The sequence below is a fragment of the Geomonas edaphica genome (genome assembly GCF_004917075.1).
In the GTDB taxonomy this organism is placed as follows: domain Bacteria; phylum Desulfobacterota; class Desulfuromonadia; order Geobacterales; family Geobacteraceae; genus Geomonas; species Geomonas edaphica.
Map to the genome: position 1 here is coordinate 21,002 of NZ_SSYB01000006.1, position 13,830 is coordinate 34,831.

General features: G+C 63.5%; 12 protein-coding genes. 1 reads left to right on the top strand and 11 read right to left on the bottom strand.

Annotation, left to right across the window (positions count from 1 at the left end):
* The first annotated feature begins 63 nt into the window (after positions 1-63).
* Entirely contained in the window at positions 64-975 is a 912-nt protein-coding gene (locus tag E8K79_RS18595) for a LysR family transcriptional regulator (RefSeq protein WP_136516049.1), read from the top strand.
* Here the strand turns inward: E8K79_RS18595 and E8K79_RS18600 are convergent.
* From E8K79_RS18600 to E8K79_RS18650, 11 genes are read right to left on the bottom strand one after another with little or no spacing between them, the layout of a single operon-like run.
* Positions 972-1,535 (bottom strand): CheB methylesterase domain-containing protein, encoded by a 564-nt coding sequence (locus E8K79_RS18600; RefSeq protein WP_136516050.1) that lies wholly within the window; start codon positions 1,533-1,535, stop codon positions 972-974. The genes E8K79_RS18595 and E8K79_RS18600 overlap by 4 nt on opposite strands.
* Positions 1,525-1,923, bottom strand: coding sequence for a response regulator (locus tag E8K79_RS18605; RefSeq protein ID WP_136516052.1), 399 nt, complete (start codon positions 1,921-1,923; stop codon positions 1,525-1,527). Before E8K79_RS18605 ends, E8K79_RS18600 begins: the two co-directional genes overlap by 11 nt.
* A complete protein-coding gene (locus E8K79_RS18610; RefSeq protein WP_136516053.1) occupies positions 1,920-4,292 on the bottom strand; it encodes a GAF domain-containing protein in 2,373 nt (790 codons plus the stop codon). The genes E8K79_RS18605 and E8K79_RS18610 overlap by 4 nt, the downstream gene beginning before the upstream one ends.
* Positions 4,289-6,055, bottom strand: coding sequence for a cache domain-containing protein (locus E8K79_RS18615; protein ID WP_246043885.1), 1,767 nt, complete (start codon positions 6,053-6,055; stop codon positions 4,289-4,291). The genes E8K79_RS18610 and E8K79_RS18615 overlap by 4 nt, the downstream gene beginning before the upstream one ends.
* A gap of 28 nt (positions 6,056-6,083) precedes the next feature.
* Positions 6,084-7,169 (bottom strand): protein-glutamate methylesterase/protein-glutamine glutaminase, encoded by a 1,086-nt coding sequence (locus tag E8K79_RS18620; RefSeq protein ID WP_136516054.1) that lies wholly within the window; start codon positions 7,167-7,169, stop codon positions 6,084-6,086.
* A complete protein-coding gene (locus E8K79_RS18625; RefSeq protein ID WP_136516055.1) occupies positions 7,154-7,723 on the bottom strand; it encodes a histidine kinase in 570 nt (189 codons plus the stop codon). Before E8K79_RS18625 ends, E8K79_RS18620 begins: the two co-directional genes overlap by 16 nt.
* A 2-nt stretch (positions 7,724-7,725) precedes the next feature.
* Positions 7,726-8,586, bottom strand: a complete 861-nt coding sequence (locus tag E8K79_RS18630) for a CheR family methyltransferase (RefSeq protein ID WP_136516057.1) — start codon at positions 8,584-8,586, stop codon at positions 7,726-7,728.
* Between the two features lie 8 nt (positions 8,587-8,594).
* Positions 8,595-10,331, bottom strand: a complete 1,737-nt coding sequence (locus tag E8K79_RS18635; RefSeq protein ID WP_136516059.1) for a methyl-accepting chemotaxis protein — start codon at positions 10,329-10,331, stop codon at positions 8,595-8,597.
* Positions 10,328-10,855 (bottom strand): chemotaxis protein CheW, encoded by a 528-nt coding sequence (locus E8K79_RS18640; protein ID WP_136516060.1) that lies wholly within the window; start codon positions 10,853-10,855, stop codon positions 10,328-10,330. The genes E8K79_RS18635 and E8K79_RS18640 overlap by 4 nt, the downstream gene beginning before the upstream one ends.
* Positions 10,856-10,876: 21 nt before the next feature.
* The gene (locus E8K79_RS18645; RefSeq protein WP_136516061.1) at positions 10,877-12,919 is read right to left on the bottom strand and encodes a chemotaxis protein CheW; all 2,043 of its coding nucleotides are present in this window, start codon (positions 12,917-12,919) and stop codon (positions 10,877-10,879) included.
* Positions 12,920-12,969: 50 nt separating this feature from the next.
* The gene (locus E8K79_RS18650; protein ID WP_136516062.1) at positions 12,970-13,290 is read right to left on the bottom strand and encodes an STAS domain-containing protein; all 321 of its coding nucleotides are present in this window, start codon (positions 13,288-13,290) and stop codon (positions 12,970-12,972) included.
* Positions 13,291-13,830: the final 540 nt, after the last annotated feature.

Genomic DNA, 13,830 nt, shown 5'->3' on the forward strand with positions numbered 1-13,830 from the left:
CCGACCTCCCCCCTCCAGGGGGAGGAGGTTTCCGGGGAAGGCATCTTTATCGCGGGGAGAAACATGGAGATACGGCAGCTCAAATATTTCCTGGAGGTGGCGCGGCTCAAGAACTTCACCAAGGCGGCGGAGTCGCTGCGTATCGCGCAGCCCGCGATCAGCATGGCGGTGAAGAAGCTCGAGGAGGAGCTCGACCTGGTGCTTTTCAACCGCCAGGATAAGCGGGTTTCCCTCACCGCGGAGGGTGAGATCTTTCTGCCGCATGCCCGGCGCATCCTCGACGACCTGCACGGGGCGGAGCTGGAGATGGCCGAGCTGAAGGGGCTCAGCCGCGGTGAGGTGAGGATTGGGATCACGCCGATGATCAGCGCCTACTTCTTCCCGGACATCATAAGGGACTTCAAGAGGGCCTACCCGCAGTTGAGCATCTCCGTGCTCGGCGAGGGTTCGGGACGGATCCAGAAGATGATCGGCCAGGGGGAACTCGACATGGGGGTGGTGGCGGGAGGGGGGAGCGCCGCTTTTCCCGACGCCCTGGAAGTGCGTCGCTTCCTGCGCGAGGAGATCGTCGTCTGCGTGCCGCTTGGCCACCCCTTCGCCGGACGCGCCTCGGTGACGCTCGCCGAGTTCATCCGGGAGCCGCTGGTCTTCTACAAGGAGGGGTACTACATCAGGGAGTTCTTTCTGGAGGCGATCAAGGAGAGCGGCAGTACGCCGGACATCGTCTTCGAGACGAACCTTTTTTCGCTGGTGAAATCGCTGGTTAGAAACGGGACAGGGATCTCCATCTTCCTCAAGATGGTGGTGGCGGGTGACGAGGACCTAGCCGCGGTCCCCTTCGATCCGCCCCTGTCCCTCGATCTCCTCATCGCCTGGAAGAAGGATACCTACCTTTCCCTTGCCAATCGGGCTTTCGTCGATTTTCTCCTGAAGCACGCCCCCGGGGAACGCGCGGCGGGCGAGCCCCGGGGCTAGGCGAGGAGTTCGATCAGTTTCGCCGCGATCTTCTTCGGGGGGAGCACGTGGTCGACCGCCCCGGTGAGCGCCGCGGCCTTGGGCATGCCGTAGATGGTCGAGGAATGTTGGTCCTGCGCGATGGTGATCCCGCCGATATCATGGATGTGTTTGATCCCGTCGGCGCCGTCGCGCCCCATACCGGTCAGCACGATGCCGACCAGTTTTCCCTTGAGCGGCCGGGAGACGGAAAGCATCGCCACGTCGGCCGCCGGCTGCACGTAGTTCACCCGTGCCCCCTCGTACAGCACGACCCGCTGGTTCCCCTCGAGCTTTAGATGAAAGCCCCCCGGGGCCATGTAGATGTGCCCGTGTTTCAGGTACTCTCCGTCCTCGGCGAGGGTCACCGGCATCGTTGCCGCGGCGGCTAGGCCCTGCGCGATCCGGTAATCCATCTGCGGCGTGATGTGCAGCACGATGAGAAAGGCGGCGTCCAGCGGGGGAATCTCCTTGAAGAGCGCCTTCAGGGTAAGCGGACCTCCGGTCGAGACCCCTATGACAACGAGGTTCCTAGCGCTCATGGTTATCCACCGGCGTGTTTAAAAGCGTCAGGTAGTACTCCAGGGAATCGAGCAGTTCGTCCGGGTTGAAGGGCTTGGTCATGTAGTCCGATACGTACTCCTGGAGCCCTTCCATCTTGGAGTCTGGCTCTCCCATGCCGGTCAGCATCACCACGATGTTTCCCTGGTAAAGGTCCCGATCCACCATCTCCCTTATGGTGTCCCAGCCGTCCATCTCCGGCATCATGATGTCCATGAGGATCACCCCCCTGAACCCCTCCTTCAGGCGCTGCAGGCATTCCATGCCGCTGGCGGCGCTGGTCAGGTCGAGTTGTCCCGACTCGCAGATGATGTCCACCGATGCCCTTACGTACTCGTTGTCGTCTACGATCATTATCTTTCTGTTCATGGCGCGGGTTCCTTCCTGTGGGGGGGATAGCCCCTCTGTTCTCCTATGAGTCGTGCCATCTCCCTGTGATCCAGCGGAGGAGGTTCGGCAACGCCAGGGGCCATCTGGAACAGCATCTCGGTGATCCTCGCCATGAACTGTTCCAGGGTGAAGGGTTTCGCCAGGAAGATCGCCTGCCGGCTTTCCTGCTCTTCCTGGAGGGGGCTACTGGTGTAGCCCGAGATGTACAGTACCGGCAGGTCGGGGTACTGCTCCTGCAACTTCTGGTAAAGCTCGGGACCGGTCATCTCCGGCATGATAACATCGGTTGCCAGCAGGTCGATGGTAGCGGTCGTGCTAGCGGCAAGCTCCAGGGCGCGTGCCGGCGAGTCTGCGGCGAGGACGCGATAGCCGAAGGAGTCGAGCAGGTCGGCGGTCGCCTCGCGGATCATCCGGTTGTCCACGACGAGAAGGATCACCTTCTCCGCGCTCCCCTCCTGCTGCAGCTGGGTTCTCAGCGGCGGCGTGAGGATCGGCTCCTCGAGGCTTGCGCTGGCCGGAAGGTAGATCGCGAACCTCGTCCCTTCCCCGGGGGCGCTCTTAACCTCGATGCAGCCGCCGTGGTGCTTGATGATGCCGTAGACGGTGGCGAGCCCGAGGCCGGTGCCGCGACCGGTTTCCTTCGTGGAGAAGAAGGGCTCGTAGACCCGCCTCAATATCTCCTCGCTCATGCCGCAGCCATCGTCGCTGCAGGCGAGCAGGATGTAGTGCCCGGGCTTCGCGACCGGGTGCTGCCGGTGGAACTCGTCATCAAGGATCAGGTGCCCCGTCTCGAGGCAGATGGAGCCCCTTCCCTCTATCGCGTCCTGTGCGTTCAGGATGAGGTTCAAGAGCACCTGTTCGAGCTGGCCGCGGTCCGCCTGCACCTTGGCGGCGCCGGGGGAGAGGATGAGGTCGATGACGATGTCGTCCCTTATGGTGGCGCGCATGATCTCCCTGAAGGAGGTGATCACCTCGTTCAGGTCAAGGAGCGTTATATGCAGCGCCTGTCTGCGCCCGAAAGATAGCAGTTTCTGAGTGAGTTCGCTAGCTTTATGCGCTGCGGCACTCATCGACTGCACCATGCGGGCCTGGGGCGAACCATCCGGCGCCATGCGCAACAGCATGTCGCCGTAGACGATTATAGGCGTCAAGAGGTTGTTGAAGTCGTGGGCCACGCCGGCCGCCAGCTGCCCGACCGCCTCGATCTTCTGACTCTGGCGCAGCTGCTCCTCCAGGACGTGGCGACCCTCGTCGGCCCGCACGCGGCTGATGGCGATCCCGGCGAGATGAGCCGCCGATTCCAGGAGCTGGAGGTCGTCCTCGCTCGGGGGGAGCGGTTCTCTCCTGTACACGGCGATGGTGCCGAGCAGGGTGCCGTTGGCGGCGAAGACCGGGTCGGACCAGCACGACCGGAGCCCCGCATCGCGCGCGGCGGGGAACGCGCGCCACCACGGGTGCTCTTCCAGGTCCTCGATCACCACGCGCTGCCGCAGGAAGGCGGCCGTGCCGCAGGAACCATTCCCCTTGAGGATCTGCAGCCCGTCCATTGCCTCGTTGAAGGCGCTTGGGAAGGAGGGGGCCGCGCCGTGGTGCAGCTTGGTTCCGGAGTTGTCGATGAGGAGGATGGAGCAGAGCGAACCGGGGATGGACTCCTCGACGAAACGGACCACCGAGGTGAGGAGTTCCTCGAGGGGGGCGTCCGAGGCGACCCTCTCCAGCGTTTTCAGGCGGCATTGCTCCCTAATCTCGGCCTGTTTTCTCTGGGTGATGTCGCGCGCGATGTTCAGGATGAGCTGCCCCTCGCGGCTCTCCATGGTCCGCGCCTGCACCTCGACCGGGATCACCCGGCCGTCCTTGGCCCGGTAGGCGCTCTCGAAGGCGGCCTCGCCGCGCTCGGTGATGAGGCGGATGGTCGGCTCTATCTGCGCCGCGCATTCGGGCGGTTCGATCTGGTGCAGCTTAAGTCCCGCCAGTTCCTCGGGTGCGTATCCGGTCATGCGGCTTAGCGCCTGGTTGAAGTGGATGAGACGCCCCTCTGCGTCGATCTGCACGATGCAGTCGTTGGCGGCGTCGATCTGGGCCGCCTTCAGGGCAAGCTCCGTGCGCTGTTCCTCGATGATGCGCCGGGTCTCCTCGAGGTGCTCAAGGTGGGCGAAGAGAAGCCGGGCGAGCACGGCGACAGCCATGCACAAAAAAAGGACGAGTACCGATTGCAACTGCGAGGTCCGGTCGCCGGCGCCGCCTCCCCGCAGGAGCCCGAGGGTGAAGGTGCCCAGTGCCGCACCGGTCACGACTGCGACGGTGATGCCGATGCGGCGTTTCAGTTGATCAACGGAAAGATATTTCATATGTCGTACAGCACCGGGAGCGGGTCGCCGGAACTGTCCCCCTTGAGGGTGAAGAAAATGGTGGTGCCAAGGCCGGGACCGGGGCTCTCGGCCCAGATCATGCCGTCGTGGTTGATGACGATCCTCTTGCAGATGGCGAGCCCAAGCCCCTGGGTGGTGAGGTCGTGGCGCGCGCTGTCCGCCTTATAGAATTCGTCGAAAATGAGGGCGAGATGTTCCCGGTCGAGTCCTACACCGTCATCCCGCACCGAGACCACGATCTCGTCCTCCCTGCTGGTCGTGGAGAGCACCACCTTACCGTTTTGCGCCGCGTAACGTGCCGCGTTGCCGAGCAGGTTCTTGAAGAGGAGGGTAAGCTGTTCCGCCGAGCCCAGCACCTTCAGTTCGGGATCGATGGCGTTGCAGCAGATCACGCCGCGCTCGGCAAGGGCGTTGGAGACGTCGCCGAGCGCGCTGTCCGCGGCGACGGCGAGGTTCACCGGAAGGAGCCTCGGGCGATCGGAGGAGATGCGCACCAGGTCGAACGTCTTCCCCGCCAACCCCTGGATCTGATTCACGCACTGCTGGCAGATTTCCAACATCCGGTCCACGCCCGCGTCCTCTACCTTCCGCCTTATCATCGGCAGCAGGGCGAAAAGAGGGGTGAGCGGAGTGTTCAGGTCGTGGTTCAGCTGGATCAAGAGCAACTCCATCATGCGGGAGCGGTGCCTTTGGGCCTCCATCAGGCTGCGCTCCTTTTCGGCCGCCTTTCTCTCGGTGATGTCGAGGATCACCCCCACCAAGCCGCCGGGGGTGCCGTGCTCGTCACGGAAGGAGGCCTTGTGGAACATCACGTCGCGCAGCGACCCGTCGGCGTAGCGCACCTGCGACTCGTAGATCTGCGTTCCGGTCGCCTCCATGATTTCCCTGTCCATGTCGTAGTAGCGCTGCGCCAGTTCTTCCGGCCAGAGTTCGAAAACGGACTTGCCGATCAGCTCCTCGCGGGTAAGCCCCACGTAGGACTGGAAGGCCTTGTTGCACAGGTTGTAGCGCCCCAGGGCATCCTTGGAGAAGATGGGACTGGGGATGGTGTCGAGCAGGTGCTGCTGGAACAGTAACTGCGTCCTTATCTCCTTTTCCGAATGCCTGCGGTTCAGGATCAAAAGGACGGCGAAGAGCACGAAGATGGCAGCCAGGGTGCCGTTGATCGCGGTGATCTTCACGGCGATGCCGTTGTAGCGCGCGAGGTACTCGCTTTGCTTCACGCCGACGAAGAGGGCGCCGATCACCTTGCCGCTGGGATCCCGGATCGGGTCGTAGGCGGTGAAGTAGGGGATGCCGAGGATGTCGACGCTGCCGCGGTAACGCATCCCCTGCCGGAAGACGGTGTCGTACGCCGGGCCGATGAGCCTCGTCCCGATGGCGCGGGTTCCGTCCGCCTTCATCACGTTGGTGGCGATCCGGGTGTCGCCCATGAAGATGGTCGCGCGGCTGCCGGTGATGTGGAAGATCCGGTCCGGGATCTCGTTGCTGTCGTTCAGCACGTAGTAGTCGCCGAGGATCATCCTGCCGTCCTCGATGTGGAAAAGGTTGCCGTGGCGGCTCGTCTGCTCCCAGAAGGCCGCCATGCTGCTTTCCTGCTGCCGGCTCGCCTGGCGCACCGCCTCCTCGCGGATCTGTTCCAGCACGAGGCGGTTGGCGACCATCATCACGAACGCGATGGCGACTGCCGTTATCACAAGCAGTATGGGGACCTTTTCGGTTGCCATCTTCAGATGCTTCAAGTTTCTTTTCTCCGGTCGCAAAAGGTGTTCAGACCCTGAAGCTGCGCTTGCCGTGCGAGGCGAGCCAGCCAAGGAGTCGATGCGCCATCTCGGACAAGGGGACCACCTCGTCCACGCCCCCCCGGGCGATCGCCTCACGGGGCATGCCGAACACGACGCAGCTCTCCTCGTCCTGGGCGAAGGTCCTCGCCCCGGCCTCGTGCATCTCGAGCATCCCGGCCGCGCCGTCGTCCCCCATGCCGGTCATGATGATGCCCAGACCGTTGGCGCCGGCGCAGTTGGCCGCGGAGCGGAAAAGGACGTCCACCGATGGGCGGTGCCGCGATACCGGTGGGCCGTCGTCCAGGGCGATGGTGTAGTTGGCGCCGCTTCTGGCGAGCATCATGTGGCGGTTGCCGGGGGCTATGTAGGCGTGACCCGGCAGCACCCGCTCGCCGTGCTCCGCTTCCTTCACCGCCAGCGCGCAAAGGCCGTTCAGCCGCGCCGCGAAGGTGCGCGTGAAGGTCTCGGGCATGTGCTGGGTGATGAGGATCCCCGGGCAGTCCGGAGGGAGCTGGGTCAGGAAGGCCTTGAGCGCCTCGGTCCCCCCGGTGGAGGAGCCGACGGCGATCACCTTCTCCGTAGTGGAGAAATGCTGGCGGGCGCTCGGGAGTACCGCGTCGGCGGTGAGTTTTCGCTCCACCTGCGGCACGACCCGTGCGGCACCCCGGTTGCGGAAGGAGAGGTGGGCGCAGCGGATCTTTTCGGTGAGCTCCCGCGCGTACTCCATGAGGCCGCTTCTGATGTCGATCTTCGGCTTGGTGACGAAATCGAAGGCGCCAAGCTCTAGCGCCCTCAGCGTCACCGTCGAACTCTTTTCGGTCAGCGAGGAGACCATCACCACCGGCATGGGGCGCAGCCGCATCAGCTTTTCCAGGAAGACGAGCCCGTCCATCTTGGGCATCTCGACGTCCAGGGTGAGCACGTCCGGGTTCAACTCCTTTATCTTCTGCCGCGCCGCGAGCGGGTCCGGCGCCGTCCCCACCACCTTGAGGTCGGGTTCGGCGTCGATGATCTCGGTCAAAAGCGACCGGATCAGCGCGGAGTCATCTACTATCATCACCTTGATGGGCATTGCGTTTGTTCCTGCGGGTTGCGCATCCTTTTCACGAGGGCGCGACCGGTTTTGGGGAAGAAGATCACCTTTCTGGGGCAGCACTCCCCAAGGTCCGAGGCGACGATGGGGATCCCCTGTTGTTTCAAGTATTCGATGGCGAAGGCCGCGTTGCTTCCGCCGATGTCGGCGGCGGTCGCCATGACGCGTCCCGCCCCGAAGAGCTTTGCCGCCAGGCGCCTGCGGTTCGCACCCAGAAGCTCCAGCTGCGCCATGAGGCGCCTCATCGCGCAACTGCCGTAGCGTGCGCAACTGCGCGATTGGGTGTTGCAGAGGCCGGCGCAGGGGGTGGCGTCGCCCCCTTTTTGCAGTTCCGGGAGCATGAAGTGGTTCATGCCGCCTACGCCGCACTCGAGATCGTAGAGGCAGACGGCCACGCAGGAACCAAGGAGCGTGGTGATGGCGAGTTCTTCCGAGGTGGCGAAGAACTCGCCCGCCACGATCTTCACCGCCTCGGTTGCGAACTCCTGATCGAAGTAGCGCGCCGGCTCCTGCTCCTTCCCCCTTTTCGCCACCGTCAGCTCCTCAATGCATAGGTCGTGTTGCCGCAGATCCTGAAGAGATCCTGGGCGTGATGCAGGCTCTCCGAGTGCCCGACGAAAAGGAGCCCGTCGGGTTGCAGCACCCGGGCGATCCGCTCCAGGATCGCCTGCTGGGTGTTCCTGTCGAAGTAGATCATCACGTTGCGGCAGAAGATGAAATCGAACCTGCCGCGCATGGGCCACTCCTGGTCGAGGAGGTTCAGCCTCTTGAACGAGACCATGCGGCGCAGCTCCTCCTTCACGCGGACGAACCCCTCGTTTTTCCCGTCGCCGCGCAGGAAGAAACGCTTGCGGTAGGCCTCGGGGACCTTTTCCATCTGGTCGACGGGGTAGATCCCCTCGCGCCCACGCCCGAGGACGTTGGTGTCGATGTCGGTGGCGAGGATGCTCGCCTGGTTCCTCTCACCGAGTGCGTCCCGGGTGGTCATGGCTATCGAGTAGGGCTCCTCGCCGCTTGACGAGGCGCAGCTCCAGATGCTGACCGCGCGGTTCGCCGGGCGCTGCGCCAGGCGCTCCGCCAGCGTCCTGAAGTGGTGCGGCTCCCGGAAGAATGAGGTCATGTTGGTGGTGAGGGCGTTGATGAAGGCCTCCACCTCCTCAGGTTCCCCACCTTCCACGATCGAGATGTATTCCGAGAAGGTGGTGACCCCGCGCGCCCGCAGCCGGCGCGCCAGGCGACTGTAGACCATGTCCATCTTACCTGGGGCGAGGGCGATCCCCGCGTAGCGGTAGATGAAGGCCCGGATGCGCGCGAAGTCGTCCCCGGTGAATTCGAACTGCCCCGCGTGCTGCGCCGCTCCCCCCCCCGTCAGGGGCAGCGGCGCGCTATGGAGCATATCGGGTCTCAGAACTCCTTCCAGTCATCGTCCTGCTCAGCTTCCGCTGCGCGTGCGGGACGTTGTTCCAGCGCTCTTACCCCTGCCGATGCCGCTACGGGTTTCACTTTTTTCTCCTGCGTCTGGGGCTTGGTCGCCGCACGGGTGAGTTTGCGCTTCTCCGCAGGCGGCGCCGCCTGCTTCTGCGCCTGCTCGAGGGTGAAGCGGGCCACGACGGAGACGAGCTGCTGGGCCTGTTCCTCGAGAGACTCGGCCGCCGCCGCGGCTTCTTCCACGAGTGCGGCGTTTTGTTGCGTCACGTCGTCCATCTGGGTGATCGCGGTGTTCACCTGTTCGATCCCGGAGGACTGCTCTATCGAGGCGGCCGAGATCTCGGCCATGATGTCGGTCACCCGCTTGATGCTGGTGACGATGTCCTGGGTGGTGCGCCCCGCCTCCTCGACGAGCCGGCTGCCGTCCTGGACCTTGGCGACCGAGTCCTCGATGAGCGACTTGATCTCCTTGGCTGCCGCGGCGCTTCTTTGCGCGAGGCTTCTCACCTCGGCGGCGACCACGGCAAACCCTCTTCCCTGCTCGCCGGCGCGCGCCGCCTCGACCGCAGCGTTTAAGGCCAGGATGTTGGTCTGGAAGGCGATGCCGTCGATGACACCGATGATGTCCGAGATCTTCTTGGAGCTGTCGGTGATCGACTCCATGGTGCGCACCACGCGGTTGATCACCTCGCCACCCTTCACCGCGACGCCGGAGGCGTTGATGGCAAGCTGGTTTGCCGCCTGCGCGTTGTCTGCGTTTTGCTTCACCGTCGAGGTGAGCTCCTCCATGCTCGAGGCGGTCTCCTCGAGGGCGCTCGCCTGCTCCTCGGTACGCTGGGAGAGGTCGGCGTTGCCCGCCGCGATCTCCTCGGTCGCCGTCGCGATCGACTCGGCGCCGTTTCTCACGTCCCCCACGATGTGGGCGAGCCCCTCGTTCATCTCTTTGAGCGAGGCGAGGAGTTCGCCGGTCTCGTCCTTGCTGTTCACCACGATTTGGGCGGTGAGATCCCCGGAGGCGATGCGCTTCGATGCGCCGATCGCCTGATCGAGTGCCTCCTTGATGCGGCGCGCGACGAACCAGGCGAAGACGACGATGAGGATGGCAAGCGCCGCGGTGCCGCCGATGATCTGCCACTTCATCTTGTTCATCTCCACCTTGACGGTGTCGACGTAGATGCCGCTTCCCACGATCCAGCCCCACTCCTTCATCAAAATGACGTAGGAGATTTTAGGGACGGGAACGGTGGACCCGGGCTTGGCCCACATGTAGTCCACCACCCCTTCGCCTTTCTCCTTGCAGACGTTGACGAATTCCACGTAGAGCTTTTTGCCGTTCGGATCCTTGTTGTCGTACTGTGTTTTGCCTACCAGCTCCGGTTTTATCGGGTGCATGAGCACCTTTGTATCCAAGTCGTTGACCCAGAAGTACTCGTTCCCCTGGTACCTCATCTCGGAGATCTGCTTCAGCGCGTCGGCCTGAGCCTGCTGCAGGGTCTTTCTCCCCTCCTTCACCGCGTTCTGGTTCGAGGTCAGGACGTCGTAGGCCACGTCGACCACTGCCTTCGTCGCCTGGATCTTCTCGTCCATCAGCTTGTTCTGCATGAAGGGGAGTACGTAGAGCATCACGCCGAGCACCATCATGAGAATGGTGGCTATGGAGATGCTGAGGATCTTGGTAAGTATCTTCCAGTCTTTGAATCGTGCCGTTTTCATTGGTTCACCACCTCGCTTTGGGAATTGTCAGCCGCGCTGTCGACGATCTGCAGCTCGTCGCTGCCGATCAGCTTTTCGATGTCCACGAGGATCAGCATCTGGTCGTTCAAGGTGCCGAGCCCGGTGATGTAGCGGGTGTCGAGCGACGCCCCGAGTTCCGGCGCCGGCTTGATGCTTTCTCTGGGAAGCGCCACCACGTCGGAAACGCCGTCCACCACGATCCCCACCACCTTGCCGAGCACGTTGATAATGATCACCACGGTGAACTCGTGGTAAGTCGCCTCACCCACGTTGAACTTGATGCGCAGGTCCACGATGGGAACGATGACCCCGCGCAGGTTGATCACCCCTTTGATGAACGGGGGGGTGTTGGCGATCCGGGTGACGCAGTCGTACCCCCTGATCTCCTGCACCTTCAGGATGTCGATCCCGTAGCTCTCGCTTCCCAGCGTGAAGGTGAGGTACTCGGATGCCGCCTGCGCCACCCCCTGCTGTTCGGAGCTGTTTTGTGCCGTCTGTTGCATGGTCCCTTAGCCTCCTTCCCTTTAAAGCTGCCTGTGCATCGAGAATAGCTCCGGTAGGTCGAGGATGAGCGCCACGCGCCCGTCGCCAAGGATAGTCGCCCCGGCGCTCCCTTCGACCCGACGGTAATTGGTCTCGATGCTCTTCACCACGACCTGCTGTTCGTCCAAAAGGGCGTCCACCATGACTGCCCCGCGCTCGCCGTCCGCCTCCACCAGCACCAGGATCCCGCGGCACGGTTCGGTCACCTCGGTCTCCAGGTTGAAGATCGAATGCAGCTTCAGGATGGGGAGGTACTCGCCGCGCACCTGGACCACCTCGCGCCCGTTCACCGTCTTCAACTGCTCCGCTTTCGGCTGCAGCGATTCGATCACCACGTTGAGCGGGACGATGAACTTCTCGCCCCCTACCGCCACCGAGAGCCCATCGAGGATGGCCAGGGTGAGCGGAAGGCTGATGGTCACCCGCACCCCTTTTCCCACCTCGGAGGCGATCTGCACCCGGCCGCCGATCGCCTGGACGTTCTTCAGTACCACGTCCATCCCGACGCCGCGCCCGGAGAGGTCGGTGATCTCGCTCGCGGTGGAGAAGCCTGGGGCGAAGATGAGCTGCCACACCTCTTCGTCGCTCATCGTCTCCGAGCATGTGATGCCGTTTTCCGTCGCCTTCGCGAGGATCTTCTCCCGTGGGAGCCCCGCACCGTCGTCGATGACGTCGATCACGATCCTTCCCCCCACCTGTGAGGCCGAGAGCTGGAGCGTCCCGACCGGATTCTTGCCGGTCGCCGTCCGTTTCTCCGGGCTTTCCAGCCCGTGGTCGAGGGCGTTGCGCACGAGGTGAGTGAGGGGATCGGAGATCTTCTCGATGAGGCCGCGGTCGAGTTCGGTGCTGTCGCCTGAGGTCTTAAGCTCTACCTGCTTGCCGAGCTTTGCCGCTATCTCGCGCACAAGGCGCGGGAAGCGGTTGAAGACGATGCTGATCGGGACGAGCCGGATCGACATGACGCTCGCCTGCAGGTCGCGGGTGTTTCGCTCCAACTGGGCGAGCCCGCGCTGCAGTGACTGGTGCAGTATCGGGTCGAGCCCCCCCGCGACCTGGCTCAGCATGGCTTGGGTGATGAGAAGTTCCCCCACCTGGTTCACCAACTGGTCCACCTTGGTGACGTTCACCCTGAACGTAGACTCCGCCTCGCCGCCGCGCCTGCCGAAGGCGCCGGGTGCGGTTTCGTTGCGGTCGTAGGCGCGTCTCCCCTCGACCGGTAGCGCGGGCTCGCTCGGCGGGTCCTGTACCTGGGAGCGCCGCTCCGCTGGGTGCTCCTCGATCCGGAGCTGGTCTTCGTCCGCCACGAACATGAAGACATCGGCGAGTTGGTCCCTGGTTGCCCGCGAGACGAGGGCGAACTCCCATCGGGTGATGCAGCACTCGGGGTCGAACCCTGCGAAGTCAGGGAGTTCCGCGAGCCGTGCCTCGCAGCGGAACGTTCCCGCCTCGGCGAGGTCGGCGAGCTCCGCGATGATGCTCTCCATCCGGACCCGCCTCATGAAGATCTCGGGCTCCGGTGTGAAGGCGAGTCGGTAGCTTGTCGGGAGCCCACCTTCGGGCGGGGCCTGTGTCTGCGTCTGGGACACGGGGGAGGCGGGCGCCTGCGTCGTGTCGCCATCTATGGTCTGTTGCAGCCTGGCGCGCACCTGGTCGATCGCCTCCTGGTGCACCGGTTTCCCGTCGCGGTGACCGGCTAGCTGCATGGCGATCGCGTCGCCGGCTTCCAGGAAGAGATCGATCATGCCAGGGGCGAAGACGATCTCGTGGTTTCTAAGCCGGTCAAGCAGCGATTCCATGACATGGGTCACCACGGTCATGTCGTCGAAGCCGAAGATGCCGGCGCCACCCTTGATGGAATGGGCGGCACGGAAGATGGCGTTCATCTGCTCCTGGTCCGGCTCCCGGTCCCCGAGCGAGATGAGGATCTGCTCCATCTGCGCAAGGTTCTCCGCGCACTCCTCGAAGAACACCTCGTTGAAGCGTTTCAGATCAACGCCGCTTTGTTCCCCGCCTGCAGTCGTCATGCTAGTCCCTTCGTTGCGGTCGATCGCGCCGGCTTTGCTGCCGGGGCGCGTTACGGTTGCGGGTGTTCCCCGGCGAAAAGAGAGGAGAACCCGAGGAGCTCGATACTCTCCCTGACCTCGGTGCCGGCGCCGTCCGCGCTGGCACCGATGCTCAGGTGCCTCAACTGCTCCAGAAAGAGTGCGAGGAGCTGGCAACCGCAGGCGTCGATCCCGGGCACCCGTGCCAAGTCGACGCGCACCGCGGAGGGGGGAGTCTCGGCCAGGGCAGCGCAGCGCTCGGCGAGGAACGCATGCAGGTCGGTGACCCGTTCCATGGTGCAGGCGCCGTCCAGCGTGATGTTTACGTCATTAACAAAACCTTTTTTTGTCATGATCCTCAGGCCCCATGAGGTGTTTTCCCTATTCAGTCCGGGAGTTTTCGCAACAAACAACCAGTGTTATATGATGAGCTGCTTATCGGCAGGCATGCCCGGCACTTTAATTTATCTTTGGGGTCGGGAGTCCTCATTAAGGTTCGGGTGACGCCTGACGGGGAAGGGGGGAGAGGGGGCGGTGGAATGGTGTGCGAGGAAGGGGAGGGGGGGAGGAGTGCTAGACGTCTAGCTGGAGGGGCCTCTTGCCGGCGCTGGACCGGCAAGAGGGGGAAAAGTTANGCATGCCCGGCACTTTAATTTATCTTTGGGGTCGGGAGTCCTCATTAAGGTTCGGGTGACGCCTGACGGGGAAGGGGGGAGAGGGGGCGGTGGAATGGTGTGCGAGGAAGGGGAGGGGGGGAGGAGTGCTAGACGTCTAGCTGGAGGGGCCTCTTGCCGGCGCTGGACCGGCAAGAGGGGGAAAAGTTACTTCCTGGAGGACTTCACGTACCCCAGTGCCAGTTGGACCGAAATGATGAGTAGTACGAACGTATTGAA

Excerpts from the sequence above, each read along its gene's own strand:
- E8K79_RS18595 (WP_136516049.1), top strand. The coding sequence starts at position 64 with ATGGAGATACGGCAGCTCAAATATTTCCTGGAGGTGGCGCGGCTCAAG.
- E8K79_RS18600 (WP_136516050.1), bottom strand. The coding sequence starts at position 1,535 with ATGAGCGCTAGGAACCTCGTTGTCATAGGGGTCTCGACCGGAGGTCCG.
- E8K79_RS18605 (WP_136516052.1), bottom strand. The coding sequence starts at position 1,923 with ATGAACAGAAAGATAATGATCGTAGACGACAACGAGTACGTAAGGGCA.
- E8K79_RS18610 (WP_136516053.1), bottom strand. The coding sequence starts at position 4,292 with ATGAAATATCTTTCCGTTGATCAACTGAAACGCCGCATCGGCATCACC.
- E8K79_RS18620 (WP_136516054.1), bottom strand. The coding sequence starts at position 7,169 with ATGCCCATCAAGGTGATGATAGTAGATGACTCCGCGCTGATCCGGTCG.
- E8K79_RS18630 (WP_136516057.1), bottom strand. The coding sequence starts at position 8,586 with ATGCTCCATAGCGCGCCGCTGCCCCTGACGGGGGGGGGAGCGGCGCAG.
- E8K79_RS18635 (WP_136516059.1), bottom strand. The coding sequence starts at position 10,331 with ATGAAAACGGCACGATTCAAAGACTGGAAGATACTTACCAAGATCCTC.
- E8K79_RS18640 (WP_136516060.1), bottom strand. The coding sequence starts at position 10,855 with ATGCAACAGACGGCACAAAACAGCTCCGAACAGCAGGGGGTGGCGCAG.
- E8K79_RS18645 (WP_136516061.1), bottom strand. The coding sequence starts at position 12,919 with ATGACGACTGCAGGCGGGGAACAAAGCGGCGTTGATCTGAAACGCTTC.
- E8K79_RS18650 (WP_136516062.1), bottom strand. The coding sequence starts at position 13,290 with ATGACAAAAAAAGGTTTTGTTAATGACGTAAACATCACGCTGGACGGC.